This is a genomic window from Flavobacterium piscis (assembly GCF_031457575.1).
Taxonomy (GTDB): domain Bacteria; phylum Bacteroidota; class Bacteroidia; order Flavobacteriales; family Flavobacteriaceae; genus Flavobacterium; species Flavobacterium piscis_A.
The window spans coordinates 183,904-205,502 of record NZ_JAVDWQ010000004.1 but is presented as its reverse complement, the minus strand read 5'-3'; the positions used below and the strand labels follow the sequence as shown (position 1 = coordinate 205,502).

The window sequence follows — 21,599 nt, the reverse complement described above, 5'->3', positions numbered from 1 at the left end:
ACTTCCTTAAGTTGTTTTATCAGCAGGAAGGAAAAGAAAAACAGGAGATAAATACTTCGCAGTTGTATTACGAATAAACAAAAAAGCATCAGCCGCTGGTGATGCTTTTCTATGTTTATTCTTTAGAAATTATTTACTAATAGCTTTACTCAGATCTTCAAAATCATCATCCTTTAGATTGTAAGTTGCGGCTCCATAAAAATAATAAGCTGGTGCACCCGTTTTTGCGTTTACAACTTGTAAATATTTGTTTGCGTTCATGCTCACATATCTTAAATAATAGATATCTTCATTATTTAAAATTTTCTTTTCTAAATCCTCGTCTTTTATAAACTGAAACTTATATTTATAGTCTTCAGTAAGCTTTTTAAGATTTTTTTCATCTCTAAGTTTCTCACTAATTTTCCAAGGATTATATTCCATCATATAAGCTTCAGGAATATAAAGTGTAGCTTCTTTTAAATTCTTAATTTCCGGTTTTGTAAAATCATCATAAAGCCCGCAATGTTCACCTTGACTAATAACTTTGTTTATCTGTTGAAAATAGTTTTTTAGCATTCCCAAATTAGTATTTGTAAAACTGTTTTCTGTATACATTCGAGCAAAAAGAATATCCGCTTTTTCATCTGACCTCGCTCTCATTGCATCAGCCAGGAACGCATTATTAACACATAATGGAGCTCTCGCGATATAAATTAAGTTCTCCCTGAAAAGGTCATTTAATTTTCTGTCATACTTTTTATCGTCTGCTTTTAATTTTTTAAATCCCTTATCGAACTTTTCCTTATCTAAAATTCGTATCGCAAGATTGGTATGAACAAACGTAGTTCCTTTTGAAGTTATAATTATATCACCATCAAAATTAGCAATTGAATAGGTTCCATCAGCGTAATCTAACATTTTAGAATCTTTATATTCAACAACTTTAAAAGGAGTTACGGTCCAGACTTCTTTTAAAATCTTTTCATAATCTTCCTTTTTATTTAATTGAGGTAATACAAAAATGGTAGTTGTAGCCTTAAATTTTTCTAACACTCCTTTTTCAAATGCATCGTTTGCACCACGATAGGAAGAAGTTACAGCTACCTGAGCGTAATTCTGAATGCTTAGAGCAAGCATTACAATAAGTAAAATTCTTTTCATTTAGTGTTTTTTTTGATCTATTATTTTTAGATGCCGTAAAAATAGCACAAAAAAACGCATTCAAATTAATGAATGCGTTTTTATATGAACTAAGTTGTATTCTACTTATCCTTTTAAGCTTGCCGTCAAATACTCACGATTCATACGTGCTATATTTTCAAGAGAAATTCCTTTTGGGCATTCTACTTCGCAAGCTCCGGTGTTGGTACAGTTACCAAAACCTTCTAAATCCATTTGGTGAACCATGTTTAGTACACGTTCTGTCGCTTCAACTTTTCCTTGTGGCAACAAAGCATATTGAGATACTTTTGCACCAACAAATAACATTGCTGATGAATTTTTACAAGTAGCTACACAAGCCCCACAACCAATACAGGCAGCAGCATCAAATGATTTGTCTGCGTCGTCTTTATTAATCGGAATTGTATTCGCATCAATTGTATTTCCTGAAGTATTTACCGAGATAAATCCTCCTGCATGCTGAATCCTGTCAAAAGAACTTCTGTCAACCACTAAATCTTTAATTACCGGGAAAGCTTTTGCTCTAAATGGCTCGATAAAAATCGTATCACCATCTTTAAACATACGCATGTGTAATTGACAAGTTGTTACTCCTCTATCAGGTCCGTGCGCTTCTCCGTTGATGAATAATGAACACATTCCGCAGATTCCCTCACGACAATCGTGGTCAAATGCTACTGGCTCTTCTCCTTTATTGATTAATTGTTCGTTAAGAACATCAAGCATTTCAAGGAAAGACATATCCGGTTCGATTCCGTCGATTGGGTAATCAACAATTCCCCCTTTATCCTGGGCGTTTTTCTGACGCCATATTTTTAATGTAAGTTTCATAATTTTGTTATGGGTTATAAGTTAAGAGTTAAACGTCATAGGGCTACTACTCCATTTTTGTCTTAGCTAAATAATTTATATATCCATTTAATATTGCTTTGGTTCTTTCAAACCTTTCTCTAAATTTTTGCAATAAATCTTCTTCAATATAATTCTCATCTAAAGCGGTAATTACCTGATTTAAAAATTCAGTTAATGAACCTCTGGCAATTCTGCAGAACTGAATATTTTCTTGATAATGATATCTTCCAAAACCTTCGGCAATATTATCACTAACAGATCTTGAAGATCGTTTAAGCTGACTTGTTAAGGCATATTTTTCGTCATTCGGAAATTTCGAAAGAATATTTTGAGAAACAAAGATTCTTAATTCACGTGCTGCTTTCCAACATTCTAAATCTTCGAATGACTTTAAACTCATAACCCTTAACTCTTAACTTTTTATTTATAACTACGCTGTACTAATTTAATGTTTTCGTAAACCAGAGGTTCTTTGTGTAATACGGCATCACTTGGTTTTCCTTTGTACTCCCAGGCTGCAACGTATGCAAAGTTTTCATCATCACGAAGTGCTTCCCCTTCTTCTGTCTGGTATTCTTCACGGAAGTGACCTCCACAAGATTCGTTACGGTGTAGGGCATCTTTCGCGAACAATTCTCCTAATTCAAGGAAATCGGCAACACGTGTCGCTTTCTCTAATTCCTGATTAAATTCGTTAGCGCTTCCAGGAACTTTTACGTCTCTGTAAAACTCTTCACGTAAAGCGGCAATTTCTACAATAGCTTCGTTTAAACCTTTTTCATTACGGGCCATTCCTACTTTATCCCACATGATTTTTCCTAATTTCTTATGGAAATAATCTACAGAATGCGTTCCGTTGTTATTGATAAATCTGTCGATTTGATCTTTTACATTTTTCTCAGCTTCAGCGAACTCCGGTAAATCTGTAGAAATTGGACCCATTTTAATATCCGGGGCCAAATAATCTCCAATAGTATATGGCAATACAAAATATCCATCAGCCAAACCTTGCATTAATGCAGAAGCTCCCAATCTGTTTGCTCCGTGATCAGAGAAGTTAGATTCCCCGATTGAGAAACATCCCGGAATCGTAGTCATCAAGTTATAATCAACCCATGTTCCACCCATAGTGTAGTGAACCGCAGGATAAATCATCATTGGTGTTGTATATGGATCTTCGTCAACGATTTTGTAATACATTTGGAATAAATTTCCGTATTTGCTTTTTACGATGTCAGCTCCTAATCTAGTAACCAATGTTTTGTCATTAGCATCTAAACCTTTTACAAAAGCTGCTTCTTTTCCGTAACGTTCAATTGCAGCAGCAAAATCAAGGTAAACTGCTTCACCTGTTTTGTTTACTCCAAAACCGGCATCACATCTTTCCTTTGCAGCACGGGATGCTACGTCACGAGGTACCAGGTTACCAAAAGCAGGATATCTTCTTTCTAAGAAATAATCTCTGTCAGCTTCAGATAAATCGGTTGCTTTTTTCTTTCCTTCTCGAATTGCCTGAGCATCTTCTAATTTTGCAGGAACCCAAATACGACCGTCATTACGTAACGATTCAGACATCAAAGTCAATTTTGACTGGTGATCTCCTGAAACCGGAATACAGGTTGGGTGAATTTGTGTGTAGCAAGGATTTGCAAAAAATGCTCCTTTTTTATGTATTTTCCACGCTGCTGTTGCGTTACTTCCCATAGCATTTGTTGAAAGGAAAAATACATTTCCGTATCCTCCCGAACCAATAACTACAGCATGAGCAGAATGTCTTTCTATTTCTCCGGTAATTAAGTTACGTGCAATAATACCTCTCGCTTTTCCGTCAACGATTACTAAATCAAGCATTTCGTGACGGTTGTACATTTTTACTTTTCCACGACCAATCTGACGGTTCATTGCAGAATAAGCTCCTAGCAATAATTGTTGTCCTGTTTGTCCCTGTGCATAAAAAGTACGGGAAACCAAAGTTCCTCCAAAAGAACGGTTATCCAAAAGTCCGCCATATTCACGGGCCAATGGCACCCCCTGAGCCACACACTGGTCAATAATATTTGCCGAAACTTCAGCCAAACGATGAACGTTTGCTTCACGGGCACGGTAATCTCCACCTTTTACAGTATCGTAAAACAATCTGTAAACTGAGTCACCATCCCCTTTATAGTTTTTTGCTGCATTGATACCTCCCTGTGCCGCGATAGAGTGCGCACGACGAGGTGAATCCTGAAAACAAAATGCTTTTACGTTATAACCCAATTCAGCCAAAGTTGCCGCAGCAGAACCTCCAGCCAAACCTGTACCAACGATAATAATATCTAAATTACGTTTGTTCGCAGGGTTTACTAAATTAATATGATCTTTATAATCTGTCCATTTGTCCGATATTGGGCCATGTGGAATTTTTGAATCTAATGCCATTATAATTGATATTAATTATTGAAATGATGAAATAATGCGATAATCACGAAAAGGGCTGGAACTATAACTGCAAAACCATAACCCACTTTACTTAAGAATCGGGAATATTTATTGTGCATCCCCATTGACTGAAGAGAAGATGCGAATCCGTGCCAAAGGTGAAATCCTAAAAGCACAAAAGAAATGCAGTATAATCCTGTACGGATTGGATCATGAAATTTATGAACTAACTCTCCATAATATCTGGTAGCATTTGGTGCTTCACCTGCAATATATTTGTAGGCAACTTCAGGAAACCAAAAATCATAAAAATGCAATCCTAAGAAAGCCAGGATAACCAATCCGGAAATAATCATATTTCTGGAACTCCAGGAAGCATTTGCAGCCCCGTTGTAATTTGCATACGGAATTGGTCTTGCAGCTCTGTTTTGGATAGTAAGTACAAATCCCATTATGAAGTGGAAAATTACTCCGATTGCCAAAACTGGTTGCATTACATATTGTATTAGCGGATTGTAACCCATAAAGTGAGAAGCCGTATTAAAAACGTCTTCACTAATAATAGAAACAAAATTTAAGGAAACATGCAGCGCTAAAAACGTGATTAAGAATATTCCCGAAAGAGCCATTGCCACTTTCTTTAAGATGGAAGCATTCAATTGTGCAGATTGTGCCATAAGTGTTATAAGTAGTTTGTTTTAAAAAATTAGACAAAAATAAAGCAATTAGACATCAACTACAACCATTTCGTTGTTATTTATAATCATTTTAAAATAGACTACGTATACGTACTTTTACGTATTAAAAAAGCAGATAATACAATAATTTAATATAAAAATTTTCATAAACACAAATAAGAGGTTTTATTTAAGAAAATATACAGCTCCCAAAAAATAACAAAAATTTACTAAATTATTATTTTAATCCATCATTTGATTTATAATCATCAAAAGTGCCTTGAAAAAGCAATTTTTATTGCAGCAAAAAATTGCCATTCCATTTCATAATTTTACCTTTATCGGCTTAAAATTTCAAGAATGAAAACAGGAATTGATGCTATCTCATTTGATGTAGCCAACATACACTTACCCATAAAAACTTTAGCTACTGCCCGTAACATTGAACCCGAAAAATTAGAAAAAGGTCTAGGACTAATCAAAATGACTTTGCCGGACGTTCATCAGGATGCTGTTATTTTTGGAGCCAATGCCTTGACCAAACTAATAATTGACAATCAGATAAACCTTAATGAAATCAGTCGGATTTATGTAGGCACCGAAAGCGGAATCGACAGTTCAAAACCCATCAGTTCTTTCTTAATCAGTTTAATGGAACAAAAATTTGGCGAAGATTCTCTTGCCGAATGCGATGTAGTCGATTTTACTTTTGCCTGTATCGGTGGTGTAGACGCTTTACAAAACTGTATTGATTTTGTAAAACTGAATCCAACCAAAAAAGCGATTGTGGTTACAACAGATTTTGCCAAATACGATTTAAATTCCACCGGAGAATACACACAAGGTGCCGGAGCCTTGGCAATGCTGGTCACTTCCAACCCAAGAATTATTGCTTTTGATGAAAATTGGGCAACGAGTACAAAAGGTGTTTTCGACTTTTTTAAACCGTACAGAAGTATTTCAAAAGAAGCAATTACACAAAATGAAAACAACGATCCGTGGTTTGATAATTTGGAAACCGAAATTGAAATCCATAAAGACCAGCCGGTTTTTGATGGTCAGTATTCGAATCAATGTTATATGGACCGTACACGTTCTGCTTACTTTTCATTTAAGAAACTAAAAAACACAACCGAAACTTTATACAATTCCTGGAATAGTATTATCATGCATCTTCCTTACTCTTTTCAGGGAAGAAGAATGTTATCTGAAATTTATGCTTTAGATCATGCTGATAAAATCATTTCAGAAAATATAGAACTTGCAGATTATCAGAATAAAATTAAGGAAGTTGGAAAATCGGATGAATACAAAAAATTTGTTACCGAAAAATTACAGCCTGCGGAACTGGCTTCGTCTTTAATTGGAAATTTGTACACTGGATCTATTTTCATGGGATTATTATCGACTCTGGCTCATTATTATGATACTAAGCAAGAAGTTGCCGGAACTAAATTCGGATTTCTGGCTTACGGAAGCGGATCAAAATCGAAGGTTTTCGAAGGAACAATTCAACCGGAATGGCAATCGGCTTTAGCCAAAACCAAACTTTTTGAAAATCTGGAAGAAAGTATCGAAATTGGTTTTGAAACTTACGAAAGCCTTCACAAAAAAGAACAAAAACAAAGTGTCCGAACTCCTAAAAACGAATGGGTTTTAGCCCGAATAGAAAAAGACATTCCTAATTTGATTGGGGCTAGATATTACAAATGGGTTGAATAGTTAAATTCCAATTTAAAAATTCAAAATTCCAATAACACAAAACCTTTGGCAAAAGTTTAAACTTTGGCAAAGGTTTTTTTATCCGCAATCTTGTCATTGCGAGGAACGAAGCAACCACACTAACCAGAGTACGCAATGTTATATACGAGATGAGATTGCTTCGTTCCTCGCAATGACCTTCATAATGCTTTTCAATCTTTCTTATCCTGTTGTTCTGTATGAATTTGATTTCCTTTAATAGTTCGATCCTCCATGTTTATTCCATTTGACATTCCGAGCATAAAGGCAGTCATGATTAGAATAAGTTTTCTTTTTATCCAAAGAAGTGGTCGCCTGGATTTCTCCAAACATGTTTTATTTTTGTGTTTATACATTTTGTAAATGATAAATGATTAGACATTATGGTATCATCATTATGCTTTGAATAGCATAAAGCTCAGAAAAAGATTCTTAAGCGTTGTATAAACTTTTATAAGTATTATTTGTAGTGATTGTTTCATTTATAAAAACAGACTGTCTTATAAATGAAGATAGATTTTGATGAAGTTGCTTTTGCAATTTTTGAAGAATCCGAATTTGAAGACTACAAACAACTGAAAATATTAGTAAAAGTACCGGAATTGAAAACGAAGTTTGTACAGGAGAGATGAACTGACCTAAGACATGTATTCGGGAATCCTTAAAATCTAATTCCCGTTTGAGAATTACACAGGAAGATTGGTAATAATCTGCTGATTTAGCCTGAAAACCTAAAGCACCATCATTTACAATCAGGACAAAAGCCAGAAAGAGAGAAAGAAGATATTTTAGATATTTTTTCAATTATTCTGTGTTTACAGGAATTTCCCCAAATTTACTTCTTATTGTTTAAAGTACGATTGTAATGTTTTAAATATTTTAATCAATTATGAATTTCATTTTATCATTTCATTTTTGACAACTCAATTTCGAGTTTATCAAAATTTTCTTCATTTTTATCGACTACAAAAGGTTTTAATTTATTACACTCTTCGGCAGTATCGAAAATCATTTTGAAGATGACTTTTGTAGCATTCTCAGAAACTTCATCAAAAGTAACAGCAACCTGAAAAGCGGTTTTGAAATTCGTTTCCAGACAATAAGACTCGGTTTTTCTACTATTGTAAATTCACATTCATTAAGGTAATTTCCTTTTTCGGGACCGTGCATCATAAAACTCCATTTCCCTCCGGGTCTCAGATCAAATTCGTGAAAAGTATTGGTGAATCCTTTTGGTCCCCACCAATTTTTTAAATGATCCGGATCAGACCAGGCAGCATAAACAACATCTCTTGGTTCGTTTATTATTCTGGTTGTTACAATTTCACGATCAGGTGTTGTTGAAATAATTTCTGATGCCATATTGTATGATTTAAATTAATGTATAATCTGTTTGGTATAATTATAAAAACGTCAATTCGAGTGTTTTTTGTGCAGTGAAACGAAACAAAAAATGTATCGAGAATCGTTTTTAATGATAATTTCTGTTCTCGATACAATTTTCTATCGAAAATCACTCGAACTGACGAAATCATCATCAAAAACTAACTACATCCAACGGGTTAATCTATATCAAAAAATAAAGCTAACCCATTTACCCACTTATAAATTTCAATATCTCTTCTAAAGTTTCCTTTTGCTGTTGCTCTCTGCTAATATTCGCTTTATCGTCTCCCAGCTGAAAACCGTAATAACCAAATTGCGCATGATTGGCTCCTTCAATACGTGAGAATTTTGCTGATGCAGGCAATTTTGACTTGTTCTCAAATATTGATTTTTCGTTTGCTACACCATCATTGGAACCGTAAATTTTCAAAATTGGAATTTCAACTTCCGCAAGTGAAATATCCCTGGGATGAGTAGTTCCAATCAATATCAGCTTATCTATTAATTTGGGGTTTTCATATACAAATTGCGCTGCCATTTTTCCGCCCTGAGAATGTCCTGTCAGAATATAGTTTTTGGTCACATCATTAAAAAGATGTAATTCTTTAGGCTTATTGTATCCTTTGGAAGCAAGCCGCCATGGCATTTTTATTAAATAAACCTGAATGCCGTTATCTGCTATTTTTCTGCAAAGCGGAACATAAGCTTCTGTTTCGACCATGGCTCCGGGATAAAAAATAAAAACGTTTTTGAATTCTTTTTTAGGTGTAAATAAAAAATAGTTGTCTGTATTTTCTATTGTAACCAGATTACTGTTTTGAAAAAGAGATTCATCAACGCCGTGAGATTCATAAGAATAAAACATCCAAAGTGTAAACAGCACTCCAGCCGTTATCCAAATGGTTTTTAAAACCCTCTTAAATGTATATTTCTTTTTCATATAACCTGATTGATATTTAGAAAGTTAAATATACAAATATTAATAATTACAGGGCAATGATTGCAAAATCTCGCTATCGCAAACAATTTTAAACAATTACCACTTGCCTATTTTCTTTTCTGAAAAGAAGCAACACCAGTCCCAAAGAAAAAACAAGACAACTCAACAAAATTAAAATTCCATTTTTTAATACAAAGAATGAAAAGCCTACCAACGGCGCACCAACTATTACCATTAAAGCACTTATTGTATGTGTTTTGATGAAATTTAATGCATGTACCGCCAACCCTACAAAAAGTAAAGAAGGTCCCACAATAACAAACGGAAACAAAATAGATGGTGTATTACTTAAATGTTCGCTCAACGCAGATTTTGCAGTTTCATTGTCTCCATAACTCCACATAATAAAATCGATCGTACAAAGTCCTATGTGAGCCACAACTCCAAAAGCTGTTATCACAGAAGCAACCGAATTTAAGCTGTTTTTTGGAAACACATTATTGAACGACAACAACAAACAAGCACCAATTAAATTAAACCAATGTGCAAAATCAACCGGTTTTTTGAAATACTCAAAAGCAGCACTGTTTGAAAACATAATATAACTTAGAAGAAAAAAGAACAATCCAATTAAGCAAATAGTTTTTGGTTTCATAAATTTTGGCTTGGTGTAAAGACTTGTGGGTTTGGAGTTTTGTTACTGTTGTAAATTAATCTTAAAATTTGGGCACTGATTCTAAATTCACGTTTATCAGGATTCTTTTATTGTTTCAATTCAGTCTTCATTTGTTCGGCTAAAGATTTAATTTTTTCATGACCCATCAAATATGAATTCGCTTCTGTAAACCAACTATTGAAATTTTTAATATCTTTTTTAATATAATAGGCTTGCAAAATGTTATAGGCGTTTTCAGAGTTATAGGTCTTGTCCTTACATTCTTTAAAAACTTTACGGCAAACATTCTCTGCATCCTGTAGATTGCCATTTTTAGTTTCGGCATAAATTAATTCCTTATTTGTATAGGCATCAAGTGGATCCTTCTCCAATGCAATTTTCAGAACATCAACCGCTTTTTGATATTGTTTGAGACAATTATAAGAGAAAGCCAACTCAACACGCAGCCCTTTATAATCAGGATCCATTTTATTTGCTTTTTCAAGATACTCAAGTGCTTTTTCGCATTCATTCCAGCCGTTGTACATAAAGCCCCATTTATAAAGACGCTCTATTGAATTTTCATTTGCTTTATAAAGTTTGAGCCAATCTGGTGTTTTTTGAATATGTAATTCTGTAAATTTTGATTCAGGTATGAATGCCACTAAATTATTATTTGGCTGTAGCCGATATTTCATAGAACTTGTTTTCTCTTTTTTATCCATTATAAATTTGCCGGTTTCATTGATTTTGAAAAACCCTTCATAATCCAATGTTAATCCAGCTTGTTCATCAATATATACAAAACCGAAATTATAATTACCGATACTATCAGCAGGAAAAACAACCCACTTATCTTCACTTTCAACAAATTTTTTGTCAAATTGAAGTTTTTGTGCCGAAAGATTAATTGAGATTATTAAAACAAACAGAGTAAATAGTTTATTCATAGGTGGTTTTAGTTTTGATTAAACATATTTTTAGCAAATTATTATTGTTTTGCAATATTAATTTTTGAGCTTAATATATCATATATTTTCTTTGTTTCTTTACTAACCGTTGACCATTCACCGACAGATTTGTATTCGCACATTAATGTAGTCTGCCTGTCTCGCAATTTTATTAAAACATAACCCCCGTAGCAAGTTACATATTTATCGGTAAACACTGGTTTAGTAATTATTTGGTATGTGTATTTATAAATGCTGTCACGTTCTGAAGCAGTTAAAGAAAATGTTTTTCTCTGAATTGTATCTAATCTATACTTTGCCAAAATACCATTGCCGCTAGTCTTTTTATAAATTGCCGTTTCAAATGATGCGGTATCACTTTCTTTATAAATTATAACTTTTTGAGTTTTGGTATTAATTTCAATATCATCCCAATAAACCTGTTCAGTTTTTTTCTCTCTTTCTGAAAAATTACAGGAAATTAAACAGAAAAAAGAAAGTATTATAAGTGGTTTTATGTAGTTCATTTTGATGATTTTTAGAAAAGTGTATTTTGAATCATTGCGGCACGGATTGCAAATCCGCTATCGAGTTCTTGTCATCTTAGTAAAAGTCAGTATTTAATTGATTAACAAATTCATTTTCTGTCAATTCAAAATCCTTTTGCAATAGAACTAATGTTACATAAACATCATCAATAGTTACTGAGAAACCAATATTAGAATAATGCGACCTCCTATTTTGATCTGGATTAGATTTGATAATATTAAAAGCTTTTCCAACGATATTTTTCAAATTAACAACATTCTGATATTTTTCTTTAATTTTCTGAATTTCAATCATCAGATTTAATAATGATATAGTTGGGACATCTGGCAATGCTTCTTTATCTAAATCATTTTCACAAAATGAAATTTCAGGTGCAGAATCAATCATAATGTATTCTTGCCCCCAAATGAAACCTCCCTCATCACTTTTTACCAATTCCTTTAAATCAAATACAATTTTTTTTACCGAGTTCAAATCAAAATCCGACAAATAACTTGAATTCGCTATCATAGAATCAACTACTCCAATATTTACATCTCTTTGTATCTTGTTTCCCCGACTTGGAGATTGAACAACTATTCCTTTTAAATATTTCATATGACTTCTTTAACATTTCAAGCTTTAAAAACAATATAACAAATAAGCCATTAAAAATACATTTTTTCAAATAAATAAAAACTTATTATGAAGCCTAATCTAGCGTGAGGGATTGAGGCGGTATCCTTTTATGAAGCGACAGCGTAATAAAAGATATAGCCGAAAGCCTGGCCCTTGGGACACGCCCAAACAATATGAAAACTTTAATAAACGTATTTTGTGCTACTTCTTCAAAAATTAGTAATTTTGAAAAATCAAGTCCAATATCCAACTTATTATGAAATATCATCAAATAAACAGCGCTCTTTTTGTAAAAAACCGCAGAAAATTTACGGCAGAAATGAAACCTAACAGTGTTGCCGTTTTCAATTCGAATGACATTTACCCAATTAGTGCCGACAGCACGATGCCTTTTGCACAGCACAGGGATATTTTTTATCTGAGTGGTGTGGATCAGGAAGAAAGTATTTTGCTTTTGTTTCCGGATGCGCCTTATGAAAACCAAAAAGAGATTCTGTTTTTGAAAGAAACCAGCGAGCATATTGCGATTTGGGAAGGTGAAAAACTGACTAAGGAACGTGCTTTTCAGGTTTCGGGAATCAGAACTGTTTACTGGCTGCAGGATTTTCATAAAGTTTTGAACGAAATGATGACGTATGCCGATACGATGTACATCAACACCAACGAACATTACCGTGCAGCTGTTGAAACAGAAACACGCGAGGCCCGTTTTGTAAAATGGTGGAAAGAGAAATATCCGGCACACAATGTGGCGAAAAGCAACCCGATTTTACAACGCATTCGTTCTGTAAAAGAAAGCGAAGAGATTGATTTGATTCAGAAAGCCTGTGATATTACCGAGAAAGGTTTCCGCAGATTGCTTCCGTTCGTGAAACCGAATGTTACCGAATATGAAATTGAAGCCGAATTGATTCACGAATTCATCCGTAATCGTTCTAAAGGTTTTGCTTACACCCCAATTATTGCTTCGGGAAACAATGCCAACGTTTTGCATTATATCGAAAACAACCAGCAATGTAGAGCAGGAGATTTGATTTTACTGGACGTAGCGGCAGAATATGCTAATTATTCAAGCGACATGACGAGAACGATTCCGGTTTCGGGAAAATTCTCTGACAGGCAAAAAGCGGTTTACAACGCTGTTTTAAGGGTTAAAAATGAAGCTACAAAAATACTGACACCGGGAACGCTTTGGAAACAATATCATGTTGAAGTGGGCAAGATGATGACTTCTGAATTATTAGATTTAGGTTTGATTGATAAAGCAGATGTCCAAAACGAAAATCCGGACTGGCCAGCATACAAAAAATATTTCATGCACGGAACTTCTCACCACATGGGATTGGACACGCACGATTACGGATTGCTTCACGAACCAATGAAGGCCAATATGGTTTTTACGGTAGAACCTGGAATTTATATTCCGGCAGAAGGTTTCGGAATTCGCCTGGAAGACAATGTTGTTGTACAGGAAAAAGGAGAACCTTTTAACTTAATGCGCAACATTCCGGTTGAAGTCGATGAGATTGAAACGTTGATGAATTCTTAATCAAGAAGATTATAGAAAAAAGACGGCTGGCAGAAATGCTGGCCGTTTTGTTTTTTTGCCAAGTTCATTTAATTATGAACTGAATAACTAATAACTTTAACTCGAATGAATTTATATTTTTTATATGATTTCTCAATTATTACTTTTGTATATCACACTTTAAAAACGATATTTTGAAAAACATTCTATATAAAAACACTAAAATTTCCTTCACAGATTCTGGTGAGGGCACAGCAATTGTATTTCTTCACGGTTTTCTTGAAAACAAAAAAATGTGGCAGGATTATGCTACTTTATTCTCTGAAAACTATCGCGTGATCACTATTGATTTATTGGGACACGGTGAGTCAGATTGTTTGGGTTATGTCCATTCGATGGAAGACAATGCAAATGCTGTTCACGAGGTTTTGAAACATTTGCATGTAGAAAAAACGATTGTAGTTGGACATTCGATGGGTGGCTACGTTGGTTTGGCTTTCGCCGAATTATTCCCTGCAAAAATCCAGAAATTAGTTTTGCTGAATTCAACTTCCAAAGAAGACAGTGCTGATAAAAAATTAAACAGAACCCGTGCCATCAAAGCTGTAAAACAGAATTATGTAAATTTTGTAAGCCTTTCTATTACCAATTTATTCAGTGAAGGTAACAGGATGCGTCTGGCTGCTGAAATTGAAAAGGTAAAAGAACAAGCGTTAAAAACTCCTCTTCAGGGAATTATAGCTTCACTTGAGGGAATGAAGGTCAGAAAAGACAGGGAAAGTATTTTGAAACAAAATCTTTTTCCGACTTTATTGGTTTTAGGTAAAAAGGATTCTGTTTTAAATTATGAAGAAAGCGTAAAACAAATCGAAAATACTACTGTTGAACTTATTTCATTTGAAGATGGGCACATGAGCCATATTGAAAATGAAGATGAATTAAAAAAAACACTATTGGATTTTTTCAATATTTAAAAATTATTTAAAACGAAAAAGACCGTTCATCAATTTGAAACGGTCTTTTTCTCATTATCGGGGGCAAAATTTTTATAATTTTGAAATTATATCTTTTTTAAACTTTGACAAAATCGCTCTTGTCAAACCTAGATTTGCTTTTTTAGAATCTACTGCTAAGTAAATAAAATATTTACCATCTTCTGAAACATCCAATACATGGATCTGATTGGTTAAGGTGATCAAAATATCATTGATTTTTTCGTTTAAACCCAAAGCTTTAATTGCACTTAATTTAGCTTTAACAACTTCTAAATTATAAGCAGATGCCAATTCAGGATCAAAAGCAGGATCTACAGAAAGTGAACTGTATGACATCCCTGTTTCTATTTCTGTAACTGAGACTGCAATAAAACCGGCAATATTTTCTTTCAGGTCATTTTGAAAGTTTTGTAAAAAATCTGACATAGTTGAATTATATTAAAATTAATTATTAAAAATTGTATCCATTTTACGAAGTAACAGCCCCATTTTACTTAGATCTTTAGAAAGTAAAGCAACACAATTATCATTTTGATCTTTGTTGGCTACCACAATCCCATCATCATTCTTAATCATTAATTGTTTAAGATTTCCATTATTAAGATCTTCTGACATTTCCAGACTCATTTTTAAAATCATTCCAATCATTGCAGCTACATTTCCGTCATATTCCAGATTAACAGACTCAACTAAGATACCATCAATACTAAAAACCAAACCAGAATCAGCCCCAGTCTCTTCTACCAGTGTATTTATATCAATCATAATATGTTTAATAAATCGTTTTTGGATGCGGCAAAGTTATTTTTTTTAACATAGCTACAACTTAAACACCTGTTAAAAAAAAGGGCAAATATAATGGGTCGGGTTACTTTTACCTATCTATCATTTTTTAGTAAAATTAATAATTAGATATACAAAAAAGACGAACATATTAAATGAATACCTTTAAAAATATAGCAACCCTTTCAACAAAATTTAATTATGATAATAACATTTGGGGCTAATTTCGTTTAAAGGAAGTTTTTTATAGCTTTGCAAAAAAATTATTACATGAAAACTGTAGAAGAATTAAGATTTGACCTGAATGTGAAGTTAATGAAATTTAGAAGATTCCGTTTCGAAAATGGGAGTATAAATAGTTATAAAAATAGCCCTGAAGAAAACAAAAAGAAAGGTTTCTTTAAAAGGTTATTCAGCTAATAATTCTTGTGCAAGTTTGTTAAATCCCTTTTTTGAATTAGCTCCTCCCTATCTCCCAAATGATGTGTTTTTCCATCTTTTAACAAAATCAATTTATTCGAAATTTTAATTGAAATTCCATTATTGGCATAAAATAAGTAATCACTTTTACGATACAATTCTTTAAAACCAATACTCCCTAAAAACCCAAAACTCAAAAACATTATAAAAAAATAGCCAAAGCCCCCCAATAAAACGGAAATTGAACAAACAACCAAATTGATGATCAATGTGGATTTAAAGAATTCGAATATGTTGAATAGTTTTCTGACATATTAATTCTTTAAATTTTTTCTTCAAAAGGTAAGGTATCATCCAAAATCTCATTCAACAATAAAACAATTTCATCCAAATAGCTATTCAGAATTTCTTTTGTAACAGTACTGTTCAATTGTTTATCTTCTCTAAAACCGAAAGGTAAAAAGCCGGACTTTAGATTTTTAAAAGAAATAATTCCAACTTCAACCGGAACCTCACCAGCTTCATTTTCAAACATAAAAGCATACGCCAATACCTGAATAATTTTGTCGTTTTTAAGCTCCCTGGTCAATCCTTTCCACGATTTAAGAACAACATTTGTTTTATCAACTTTACCAGTCTTATAATCGATTATTCTGATCTTTCCATTGCGGAGTTCGATCCTGTCGACATTTCCTTTAATTAAGACCGGAAATGGCAATTCCGGATGATGCAATTCACGTTCGAATGTTTTCTCTAAGGCAATAATCTTAAATACATCTCCATTTTTGAGAGAGTCAAATTCCATTTTCAAAAAATTAAAAATATTTCGCTTTGCTACTTCAAAAGCTAAAAGATTACGTCCTTTTTTAATCTCTCCTTCTTTATAAATCAATTTAAATTGTTTCAAGACCTCATCATCCAATAACTTAAAGCAATTAGAAATATCATTTTCCGAAACAAACTTATTTACAAAAGGATCATATAGTGCTTTTAAGGTTTCATGAATAATAGTCCCAAGGGTATTTAATGCAATATTTTCTTCAACCTCCTCAATTTCTCTTATTCTCAGTATTTTTTGGAAGTAAAAATCAATCGGATTTCTAATATAACTCGTTAAAGCCGAAGGAGAAAAACCTGCAACAGCAATTTCCCTTAAACGCTCCATTACCGCTTCTGATTTTGGAATTACTATAGGCTGGTAAGCCGTGGCAGGCAAAACAGGATTATAAATATCAAAAGTAAGATTGTGTTTTGGCTGTTTTTCAACTTCCAATTGCGTAATAAACCTACTTCGTTCACCGGCATCCAATCCATCATTTTCTGTATTATAAATCAGATAGATGTTTTTTGCCCTTTGCAATAAATGATAGAAATGATACGTATAAATAGCATCTTTTTCCTTGAAAGTGGGCAATCCTAATTCACGTTTTACATCATACGGAATAAATGAATTTTGAGATTTTCCAGCAGGAAATTTCCCTTCGTTCATAGAAGTTACAATTACAGTATCAAAATCAAGAACACGACTTTCCAGAACACCCATAATCTGCAAACCATTTAAAGGTTCTCCTTCAAATGAAACTTCTGCAACTTCAATAACCTGTTTGTAAATTGCATACAAAGTTTGAATATTATCTATATGCTTGTGTTGAGAATAATAATTAATCAATTTATTTATGACTTTAAAAATTGCATAAACAAACGCTTTGGCTATCTTTTCTTCTTCATTGTCATTACTTAAATTTTCTTTTATTAAAAGCAAAAGTATCGAGATGTTTTCGAGAACTGAAACAGAACCATTTTCCCATTTTTGAAACAACAAATCAAACAATTTATTTTCGTTTCCCTTCAGTTCAAGAAGCCGCTGATGCGTTATGAAAGTATAATTATTTTCATTAATTATCCTAACCACACCATTTGTTTTCGCATAAGGTTCAATTAACGGATGGGTTAAAATATCCAGAACATCCTTATAATAGAAAACATAACTTTCTCCTTTACGGGAAAGTGTATTTGTGTGCATTTTAAATAATTTAGCAATCAATATCTGTACTGGATTATTTTTCCCGGAATAACCCATAGTAATATTTAAGGCACCAACTGTTGAAGGTAATGCATATAAAACTGGCATCAGTAAATTTTCTTCCCCAAGTATAACAGCAACTTTATCGAGAGATGTTTCTGGGTTCTCGGCTATTATATTTTCAATGATACTCCCTGCTAGTTTAGCCTGACCAATAGTTTTGGGAGTTCCAATTACATGAATGTTTTTTGACTCAGAAAAATCGTCTACAATCCATTCAAATGGATTTGATTTATAATACTTCCAACTTTCTTTAAAACGACGTACGAAAAGTCCTGCATCATGATACGGATCGTTGAGAAAAGCCTGATCTGCATCCCAATAAATTTTGGCCTGATCTGTAGCCAGAAGATACTGCACAATCTTTTCTTCAGCAGCATTTAAAGCATTAAAACCTGCAAAAACAAAGATATTTTTTAAATTGCTATTTGAAAAATGAATAAGATTATTAACTGCTTCGCGATAAATTAGTCCTTGATATCCGATTCGTTTATTTAACAAATGGACGTATAAAGTATCATAATACATAGGTAACAATTTCCAGAAATCAATATAATTCTCTAAAAGCTTTGTTTTATTTTCAACCTCTATTCCCCATTTTTTTATATCTTCAATATCCTTAAGGTAGGACAAAACATGTGATGGCTCTAAAAGATAGCGATCTATTTCATTAAAATCCTGCAGGAGTGTTTTTGCCCAATTGGCAAATAATTCAAAAGATTGTTGATGTTGTTTTTCTGTTACTGACAAATAAACCTCATAAAATTCAAATAATAGTTCTATTGCATCAACAGAACGCACAGAAGCCATATCCTGAACAAACTCTTCAATAGAAATAATATTTGGAGACAGAATTGTTTTGGTAATTTTACTTTTTAATTCTTCAATCAAAAAAACTTTTGCCCTTTTATTAGGCAACACAATAATAATTTCAGAGAATCTATCTGAATAATCATTAATTATGGAAGAGGCAATTTTTTCGAGGAAAGAAGTATTTATCATTTTATAAAAATAAAAAAAGCCATTCAATTAAGAATGGCTTTTTAAAATTATTTAAAAAAGTAAATTACAATTTACCTTCGTATTTAGAACCAATATGTTTGATCTCAGTTCTTCTGTTTTGAGCTTTACCTGCAGCAGTTTTATTAGTTGCAACTGGCATAGATTCTCCAAATCCTTTAGAAACTAAGTTATCAACATTTACTCCTCTTTCGATCAAAGCATTCATAACAGCTGTTGCTCTTTCTTCAGAAAGTTTTTGGTTTAATGCATCAGAACCATCGCTATCAGTGTGTCCTTCAATGCTAAATTTAGCATTTGGATAGTTTTTAAGGATTGCTCTAATTGCATCTAATCTAGCTGGAGTTTCTTTATCTCCTGCTTTGAAAGTTGCTTTTCCTGAATTAAAGTATACCGCTCTAGCCTGAACTCTAAGTTCCTCTAAAACTTCAGTAGTTACTTCTGGACATCCTCTATTGCTAGCTGGACCAGGTACAGTAGGACAATCATCATCTTTATCAACTACACCGTCTTTATCAGCATCAAGGTAAGGACAACCACCGTTATCTCTTGGACCAGCAACTGTAGGACATTTGTCATCTTTATCAGCAACACCGTCACCGTCAGAATCTGGACAACCTTTCAAAGCTGCTAAACCAGCAACATCTGGACAAGCATCATCTTTATCAGCAATTCCATCTCCATCAGTATCAGGACATCCGTTTAATGCAGCTAAACCAAATACATCTGGACAAGCATCACTTGCATCAACAATTCCGTCCCCGTCAGTATCAGGACAACCATTGAATTGTTTCAAACCAGCAACATCCGGACAAGCATCATCTTTATCATAGATTCCGTCTCCGTCAGTATCTTTACCTCCGAATTTGAAAACTAAACCAGCAGTATGTTGAAAGTGAGATGGAGCATCTGGAGTTCCAGAAGCATCAACTCTATCACCACCAACAGCCCATTTGTATCTTGTAGCAAGTTCAAAGCCAACTGCATCAGTAAACCAGAAAGTTAAACCAGCACCTGGATTAAGCGTTCCATAACTACTATCACCGAAGAAAGTATAACCTCCACCAACAGATAACGAAGGATCGATTACATTAGATTTAATCATTTCTTTGAAGCTATATTTAATAGTAGCATCAATTCCATAATACATTAAATCTCCAGGATTAGATACAACCATTCCTCTTGAATCGTGATCTGGAGCCGTTGGATCAAAAGTAACAAATTTATCAATTTTGTTTACAGAACCTTGTAAACCAACTGAAAACCCACTCCCTACATATTTAGACACACCAATATAAGATAAAGAAGGAAGAATATTCCAGTTATCTTTAACTGCAAATGGCTGAGAAAAATGTTGGTTAAAGAAACCGTTTCCTCCACCAGCACTAGTTCTAGTGTCAACGGCATTAACTCCAAAAGAGATAGCCCATGGATTATTACTGTCTTGTGCGTGAGAACTTAAACCCATCACCATCATCACAGCAACAAAAAGTTTGTTAAGATGTTTCATACTTAATTTTTTTAATTACAATTTAGTTAATTACAGACAAAAGTAACACGTAATTTTTTAAATTCAAAATAGATTGTTAAAAAAACCTACAAAAATTTAATTAAAGTGGCAATTATATAACTTTTAACATTTTACCTACTGATTTAAAAGCACTTACAGCTCTGTCTAAATGCTCTTTTGAATGAGCTGCTGACAATTGCACCCTAATTCTTGCTTTTTCTTTTGGAACAACCGGAAAAAAGAACCCAATTACATAAATACCTTTATTTAAAAGTTCGTTTGCCATAATCTGAGATAATTTTGCATCATATAACATCACAGGAACGATAGCAGAATCTCCATCAATAATATCAAAACCCGCCTCTTTCATTGCTTTTTTGAAATAATTAGTATTCCATTCTAATTTATCTCTTAAAGAAGTATCTTTTTCTAAAAGCTCAAATACTTTAATTGAAGCACCCACAATTGCTGGAGCTAAAGAATTCGAAAATAAATATGGTCTTGATCGCTGACGCAGTAATTCGATAATTTCTTTTTTTGCAGTTGTATACCCCCCCATGGCGCCGCCAAGAGCTTTTCCCAGGGTTCCTGTAATTATATCAACCCTGCCCATCACGCCTTTTGCTTCAAGAGTTCCTTTTCCTGTAGCACCAATAAATCCTGCAGCATGGCACTCATCAACCATGACCATGGCGTCATACTTATCAGCCAGGTCACAAATTTTATCCAATGGCGCCACAACACCATCCATGGAGAACACCCCATCTGTCACAATTAGTTTAAAACGGGCACCTGATTCATTGGCTTTAATTAATTGCAACTCCAAATCCTCCATGTTACTGTTTTCATAGCGATAACGGGCTGCCTTACACAAACGAACTCCGTCTATAATAGAAGCATGATTTAAACTGTCTGAAATAATAGCATCGTTTTCTCCTAATAAAGGTTCAAATACACCACCATTGGCATCAAAAGCTGCCGCATACAAAATAGTGTCTTCTGTTCCGTAAAAATCAGCAATCTTTTTTTCCAGCGTTTTATGAATATCCTGTGTCCCACAAATAAAACGTACTGATGACATTCCAAAGCCATGTGTATCCATGGCATCTTTTGCTGCCTGAACAACTTCCGGATGTGATGAAAGCCCTAAATAATTATTCGCACAAAAGTTTAAAACTTTCTCTCCGGTAGAAACAGTAATCTCTGCACCCTGTGCTGAAGTTATTATACGCTCATTTTTAAAAATTCCGTTTTTTTCAATCGCCTGCAGTTCCTTCTGCAAATAATCTTTAATTTTTCCGTACATTT

The 21,599-nt window shown here is 33.6% G+C and carries 21 protein-coding genes; 4 read left to right on the top strand and 17 right to left on the bottom strand.

All coding sequences use genetic code 11. The features are described 5' to 3' along the window. Positions 1-129: 129 nt before the first annotated feature. The 5 genes from J2W48_RS07940 to J2W48_RS07920 all read right to left on the bottom strand — a co-directional run bounded on the left by J2W48_RS07940 (position 130) and on the right by J2W48_RS07920 (position 5,114). Complete coding sequence (locus J2W48_RS07940; protein ID WP_310280131.1) at positions 130-1,143, bottom strand: hypothetical protein; 1,014 nt, start codon at positions 1,141-1,143, stop codon at positions 130-132. A gap of 105 nt (positions 1,144-1,248) precedes the next feature. Beyond that, a complete protein-coding gene (locus J2W48_RS07935) occupies positions 1,249-1,995 on the bottom strand; it encodes a succinate dehydrogenase/fumarate reductase iron-sulfur subunit (protein ID WP_310280129.1) in 747 nt (248 codons plus the stop codon). Between the two features lie 46 nt (positions 1,996-2,041). Next, entirely contained in the window at positions 2,042-2,416 is a 375-nt protein-coding gene (locus J2W48_RS07930; protein ID WP_310280127.1) for a four helix bundle protein, read from the bottom strand. 20 nt (positions 2,417-2,436) lie between these two features. Continuing rightward, positions 2,437-4,437 (bottom strand): fumarate reductase/succinate dehydrogenase flavoprotein subunit, encoded by a 2,001-nt coding sequence (locus J2W48_RS07925; protein ID WP_310280125.1) that lies wholly within the window; start codon positions 4,435-4,437, stop codon positions 2,437-2,439. Positions 4,438-4,448: 11 nt separating this feature from the next. After that, positions 4,449-5,114, bottom strand: coding sequence for a succinate dehydrogenase cytochrome b subunit (locus tag J2W48_RS07920; RefSeq protein WP_310280122.1), 666 nt, complete (start codon positions 5,112-5,114; stop codon positions 4,449-4,451). Positions 5,115-5,474: 360 nt separating this feature from the next. Here J2W48_RS07920 and J2W48_RS07915 point away from each other — a divergent pair, with 360 nt between their 5' ends. Then, the gene (locus J2W48_RS07915) at positions 5,475-6,836 is read left to right on the top strand and encodes a hydroxymethylglutaryl-CoA synthase family protein (protein WP_310280120.1); all 1,362 of its coding nucleotides are present in this window, start codon (positions 5,475-5,477) and stop codon (positions 6,834-6,836) included. A gap of 450 nt (positions 6,837-7,286) precedes the next feature. Here J2W48_RS07915 and J2W48_RS07910 read toward each other — a convergent pair whose 3' ends face one another. The 7 genes from J2W48_RS07910 to J2W48_RS07880 form a co-directional block, all read right to left on the bottom strand. After that, complete coding sequence (locus tag J2W48_RS07910) at positions 7,287-7,658, bottom strand: hypothetical protein (protein WP_310280118.1); 372 nt, start codon at positions 7,656-7,658, stop codon at positions 7,287-7,289. Between the two features lie 204 nt (positions 7,659-7,862). Next, entirely contained in the window at positions 7,863-8,216 is a 354-nt protein-coding gene (locus tag J2W48_RS07905) for an SRPBCC domain-containing protein (RefSeq protein WP_310280116.1), read from the bottom strand. A gap of 232 nt (positions 8,217-8,448) precedes the next feature. Further along, positions 8,449-9,180: an alpha/beta hydrolase gene (locus J2W48_RS07900; protein ID WP_310280113.1), complete on the bottom strand. Its 732-nt coding sequence runs from the start codon at positions 9,178-9,180 to the stop codon at positions 8,449-8,451. Positions 9,181-9,268: 88 nt separating this feature from the next. Continuing rightward, positions 9,269-9,835, bottom strand: coding sequence for a hypothetical protein (locus J2W48_RS07895; protein ID WP_310280110.1), 567 nt, complete (start codon positions 9,833-9,835; stop codon positions 9,269-9,271). A gap of 107 nt (positions 9,836-9,942) precedes the next feature. Next, positions 9,943-10,785 carry a tetratricopeptide repeat protein gene (locus J2W48_RS07890; protein ID WP_310280109.1) on the bottom strand — a complete coding sequence of 281 codons (843 nt, stop codon included), beginning with the start codon at positions 10,783-10,785 and terminating at the stop codon, positions 9,943-9,945. Positions 10,786-10,826: 41 nt separating this feature from the next. Next, positions 10,827-11,312 carry a hypothetical protein gene (locus tag J2W48_RS07885; protein WP_310280107.1) on the bottom strand — a complete coding sequence of 162 codons (486 nt, stop codon included), beginning with the start codon at positions 11,310-11,312 and terminating at the stop codon, positions 10,827-10,829. A gap of 76 nt (positions 11,313-11,388) precedes the next feature. Beyond that, a complete protein-coding gene (locus J2W48_RS07880) occupies positions 11,389-11,931 on the bottom strand; it encodes a hypothetical protein (RefSeq protein WP_310280105.1) in 543 nt (180 codons plus the stop codon). Between the two features lie 277 nt (positions 11,932-12,208). On the opposite strand from J2W48_RS07880, the gene J2W48_RS07875 reads away from it, so the two are divergent. Together J2W48_RS07875 and J2W48_RS07870 are read left to right on the top strand one after the other, a co-directional pair. Next, entirely contained in the window at positions 12,209-13,501 is a 1,293-nt protein-coding gene (locus J2W48_RS07875; protein ID WP_310280103.1) for an aminopeptidase P family protein, read from the top strand. 173 nt (positions 13,502-13,674) lie between these two features. After that, complete coding sequence (locus tag J2W48_RS07870) at positions 13,675-14,454, top strand: alpha/beta fold hydrolase (RefSeq protein ID WP_310280101.1); 780 nt, start codon at positions 13,675-13,677, stop codon at positions 14,452-14,454. Between the two features lie 72 nt (positions 14,455-14,526). Here the strand turns inward: J2W48_RS07870 and J2W48_RS07865 are convergent, their stop codons facing one another. Continuing rightward, entirely contained in the window at positions 14,527-14,901 is a 375-nt protein-coding gene (locus tag J2W48_RS07865) for a hypothetical protein (protein ID WP_310280100.1), read from the bottom strand. Between the two features lie 18 nt (positions 14,902-14,919). Beyond that, the gene (locus tag J2W48_RS07860; RefSeq protein WP_310280098.1) at positions 14,920-15,240 is read right to left on the bottom strand and encodes a roadblock/LC7 domain-containing protein; all 321 of its coding nucleotides are present in this window, start codon (positions 15,238-15,240) and stop codon (positions 14,920-14,922) included. A 288-nt stretch (positions 15,241-15,528) separates the two neighbouring features. Between J2W48_RS07860 and J2W48_RS07855 the strand changes: the two genes are divergently transcribed. Then, positions 15,529-15,678 carry a hypothetical protein gene (locus J2W48_RS07855; protein ID WP_310280096.1) on the top strand — a complete coding sequence of 50 codons (150 nt, stop codon included), beginning with the start codon at positions 15,529-15,531 and terminating at the stop codon, positions 15,676-15,678. 322 nt (positions 15,679-16,000) lie between these two features. Here J2W48_RS07855 and J2W48_RS07850 read toward each other — a convergent pair whose 3' ends face one another. The 3 genes from J2W48_RS07850 to kbl form a co-directional block, all read right to left on the bottom strand. Next, the gene (locus J2W48_RS07850) at positions 16,001-18,763 is read right to left on the bottom strand and encodes a PD-(D/E)XK nuclease family protein (protein WP_310280095.1); all 2,763 of its coding nucleotides are present in this window, start codon (positions 18,761-18,763) and stop codon (positions 16,001-16,003) included. Between the two features lie 64 nt (positions 18,764-18,827). Then, entirely contained in the window at positions 18,828-20,291 is a 1,464-nt protein-coding gene (locus J2W48_RS07845) for an OmpA family protein (protein WP_310280094.1), read from the bottom strand. A 112-nt stretch (positions 20,292-20,403) separates the two neighbouring features. Beyond that, a complete protein-coding gene (gene kbl / locus J2W48_RS07840; protein WP_310280092.1) occupies positions 20,404-21,597 on the bottom strand; it encodes a glycine C-acetyltransferase in 1,194 nt (397 codons plus the stop codon). Positions 21,598-21,599 lie beyond the last annotated feature (2 nt).

Coding starts and splice junctions, on each gene's coding strand:
- J2W48_RS07940 (WP_310280131.1), bottom strand. CDS start 1,143: ATGAAAAGAATTTTACTTATTGTAATGCTTGCTCTAAGCATTCAGAAT.
- J2W48_RS07935 (WP_310280129.1), bottom strand. CDS start 1,995: ATGAAACTTACATTAAAAATATGGCGTCAGAAAAACGCCCAGGATAAA.
- J2W48_RS07930 (WP_310280127.1), bottom strand. CDS start 2,416: ATGAGTTTAAAGTCATTCGAAGATTTAGAATGTTGGAAAGCAGCACGT.
- J2W48_RS07925 (WP_310280125.1), bottom strand. CDS start 4,437: ATGGCATTAGATTCAAAAATTCCACATGGCCCAATATCGGACAAATGG.
- J2W48_RS07920 (WP_310280122.1), bottom strand. CDS start 5,114: ATGGCACAATCTGCACAATTGAATGCTTCCATCTTAAAGAAAGTGGCA.
- J2W48_RS07915 (WP_310280120.1), top strand. CDS start 5,475: ATGAAAACAGGAATTGATGCTATCTCATTTGATGTAGCCAACATACAC.
- J2W48_RS07905 (WP_310280116.1), bottom strand. CDS start 8,216: ATGGCATCAGAAATTATTTCAACAACACCTGATCGTGAAATTGTAACA.
- J2W48_RS07900 (WP_310280113.1), bottom strand. CDS start 9,180: ATGAAAAAGAAATATACATTTAAGAGGGTTTTAAAAACCATTTGGATA.
- J2W48_RS07895 (WP_310280110.1), bottom strand. CDS start 9,835: ATGAAACCAAAAACTATTTGCTTAATTGGATTGTTCTTTTTTCTTCTA.
- J2W48_RS07890 (WP_310280109.1), bottom strand. CDS start 10,785: ATGAATAAACTATTTACTCTGTTTGTTTTAATAATCTCAATTAATCTT.
- J2W48_RS07885 (WP_310280107.1), bottom strand. CDS start 11,312: ATGAACTACATAAAACCACTTATAATACTTTCTTTTTTCTGTTTAATT.
- J2W48_RS07880 (WP_310280105.1), bottom strand. CDS start 11,931: ATGAAATATTTAAAAGGAATAGTTGTTCAATCTCCAAGTCGGGGAAAC.
- J2W48_RS07875 (WP_310280103.1), top strand. CDS start 12,209: ATGAAATATCATCAAATAAACAGCGCTCTTTTTGTAAAAAACCGCAGA.
- J2W48_RS07865 (WP_310280100.1), bottom strand. CDS start 14,901: ATGTCAGATTTTTTACAAAACTTTCAAAATGACCTGAAAGAAAATATT.
- J2W48_RS07860 (WP_310280098.1), bottom strand. CDS start 15,240: ATGATTGATATAAATACACTGGTAGAAGAGACTGGGGCTGATTCTGGT.
- J2W48_RS07855 (WP_310280096.1), top strand. CDS start 15,529: ATGAAAACTGTAGAAGAATTAAGATTTGACCTGAATGTGAAGTTAATG.
- J2W48_RS07850 (WP_310280095.1), bottom strand. CDS start 18,763: ATGATAAATACTTCTTTCCTCGAAAAAATTGCCTCTTCCATAATTAAT.
- J2W48_RS07845 (WP_310280094.1), bottom strand. CDS start 20,291: ATGAAACATCTTAACAAACTTTTTGTTGCTGTGATGATGGTGATGGGT.
- kbl (WP_310280092.1), bottom strand. CDS start 21,597: ATGTACGGAAAAATTAAAGATTATTTGCAGAAGGAACTGCAGGCGATT.